Annotated in this window: 2 protein-coding genes; one reads left to right on the top strand and one right to left on the bottom strand. The window is 69.3% G+C overall.

What is annotated here, in order from left to right; translation table 11 throughout:
• Positions 1–1824, top strand: a 1824-nt coding sequence (locus NBV68_RS19000) for a ribonuclease E/G (protein WP_296313068.1), incomplete at its 5' end; no start/stop codon positions are given.
• 74 nt (positions 1825–1898) lie between these two features.
• On the opposite strand, the gene NBV68_RS18995 is transcribed toward NBV68_RS19000, so the two are convergent.
• Positions 1899–2522: class I SAM-dependent methyltransferase (locus NBV68_RS18995; RefSeq protein WP_296313065.1), on the bottom strand; the 624-nt coding region annotated here is incomplete at its 5' end.

Genomic DNA, 2522 nt, shown 5'->3' with positions numbered 1-2522 from the left:
AGCGACCTCATCAAGCGTGCGATCCGCGACATCTACAACAAGGAAATCGAGGAAGTCGTCGTCGAGGGCGAGGAAGGCTACAAGTCCGCCAAGGCCTTCATGAAGCTGCTCATGCCCAGCCACGCGCGGCGGGTGAAGGCCTATTCGGACCCCGTTCCGCTGTTCCAGCGTTACGGCGCCGAAGACCAGCTGCGCGCGATGTATGATCCGATGGTGCAGCTGAAATCCGGCGGCTATCTGATCATCAACCCGACCGAGGCGCTGGTTTCGATCGACATCAACTCCGGGCGCTCCACCAAGGAGCACGGGATCGAGGCGACGGCGCTCCACACCAACCTCGAAGCCGCCAAGGAAATCGCCCGCCAGCTGCGCCTGCGCGACATGGCAGGGCTCGTCGTGATCGACTTCATCGACATGGAGTACCCCTCCAACGTCCGCAAGGTCGAGAAGGCGATGAAGGACGCGCTGAAGAACGATCGCGCGCGCATTCAGGTGGGCCGCATCAGTTCCTTCGGCCTCATGGAAATGAGCCGCCAGCGCCTGCGCACCGGCGTGCTCGAAGCTACCACCCGTTCCTGCCCGCATTGCGACGGCACCGGCCTCGTGCGCACCGCCTCCTCGGCGGGCCTCTCGGCGCTGCGCCTGATCGAGGACGAGGCGGCGCGCGGCAAGGGCACGCAGATCCGCCTCGCGGCGAGCACCGAGGCTGCGATCTACCTCCTCAACGAAAAGCGCGCCGACCTTGTCGAGATCGAGCAGCGCTACGGCGTCAGCGTCGAAGTGGTGCCCGAGGGCGAGCAGGAAGGCGCCAAGATGAGCGTCTCGAGCAGCGGCCCGCGTCCGCACGCAGCGCCGAGGTTCGACCCGATCATCGACGATGACGACGACGACGACCTGCCCGAGGAAGAGGACGACTTCGCCGAGGAAGAGGTCGAAGCCGAAACCGACCGGCGCGAGCCCCGTCAGCCCCGCCGCGAGCGGGCCGACAATGACGACGAAGGCGGCCGCAAGAAGAAGCGCCGCCGCCGCCGCGGTGGCCGCAACCGCAGCCGTGACCGCGAGGATGGCGAAGCCGGTGACGAAGCGGGCTACGCGGCCGGTGACGAGAACGGCGACACCGAAGGCGCCAGCGAAGAGGGCGGCGAGGATGACGGCGAGAATGCCGCGCCCGAAACCGGTGACGATGGCGAGGCGCGTCCCAAGAAGCGCCGCCGCCGCGGTGGCCGTGGTCGCAAGCGCCGTGAAGGCGGCGAAGGCGAGGCGTCCGATGGCGAAGCCGAGGGCGATGACGGCGATGTTGCCGACACCGTGACCGGCGCGGAAGCCCCCCCCGAAGTCGACGCCGAGGCCGAGGCACCCGCTCCGCAGGAGCCCACTGCCGAAGCCGCCGAAGCCGACACCCCTGTCGAGGAAGCGCCGGCCGAAAAGCCCAAGCGCGTCCGCGCCCCGCGCAAGAAGAAGGTGGCCGAGCCGGTCGCGCAGGAAGTCCCCGCCGAACTCGCCCCGGAACTTGCCGCCGAAGCCGCCGAGGCTGCTACGACCGAAGAGGAAGCGCCGGCCGAAAAGCCCAAGCGCAAGCGCGCCCCGCGCAAGGCCAAGGTGGCCGCCACCGATCCGGCGGAAACCCTCTCGCAGCAGGTCGCCGAGGACATGGCAGTGATCGCGGGCCCCGATGGCGCCCCCGAGACCGCCGAAGCCATGGCCGCCGAAAGCGCCCCGCAGGACGAAGCCCCGGCTGGTGACGCCGCGGCACGGTCCGAAGCCGAAAGCCAGGGCGAAACCAAGCCCCGCCGCGGCTGGTGGCAGCGCACCTTCGGCGAGTAGGCCGCTAACCAGATCAAGCGAAACAAGGGCGGGAAAGAGCGATCTTTCCCGCCCTTTTCTTCAGCCTCGCCCGATCACCCAGCCTTCCGCGCCGCCCCCCATTCCATCCACCCGGCAAAGCGGGGCGCTTGGGGCGTATAGCCCTCACCCAGCGTCTCCACCGCAAAGCCCGCGCCTGACAGTGCGCCGGCGATGGGCCGCGTCAGGTGGCAGCCGCCCGCGAGACGCTTCCAGACCGGCTCGATCCGGCCCTGCCAGGCGCGGACCTCTGCGTCGGGGGCAAGGCCGTGCTCGAGGAACAGCACCTGCCCGCCGGGGCGCAGGATGCGGTGCATCTCGCGCATCACCTGTGCGGGGTTCTCGACCGAGCACAGGGTGAAGGTGCACACCACGCAGTCGAAGCGCGCGTCATCGAAGGGGATCGCCTCGCCCCGCCCGGCCCTGAGGTCCGCCGCCCAGCCCTTTTCCCGCGCCGCGGCGCGCGCACCCTCGAGCAGGCCCTCGTGCGGGTCGATCCCGGCATAGGAGGTGATCGCCTGCCTGTCATAGAAGGCATGGTTGATCCCGCCCCCGCAGCCCAGTTCGAACACGTCGCCCGCCGCGCGCGGCACCACTGCCGCGCGGCGCTTCATCACCTGCCCCTGCGAACAGGCGCAGGTGATGAGGCGCGGCATGATATTCGCCTCGTACCAGCTTTT

Origin of the sequence: Erythrobacter sp. (assembly GCF_023653175.1) — a bacterium.
Taxonomy (GTDB): domain Bacteria; phylum Pseudomonadota; class Alphaproteobacteria; order Sphingomonadales; family Sphingomonadaceae; genus Erythrobacter.
This window is presented reverse-complemented; position numbering and strand designations above follow the sequence as displayed.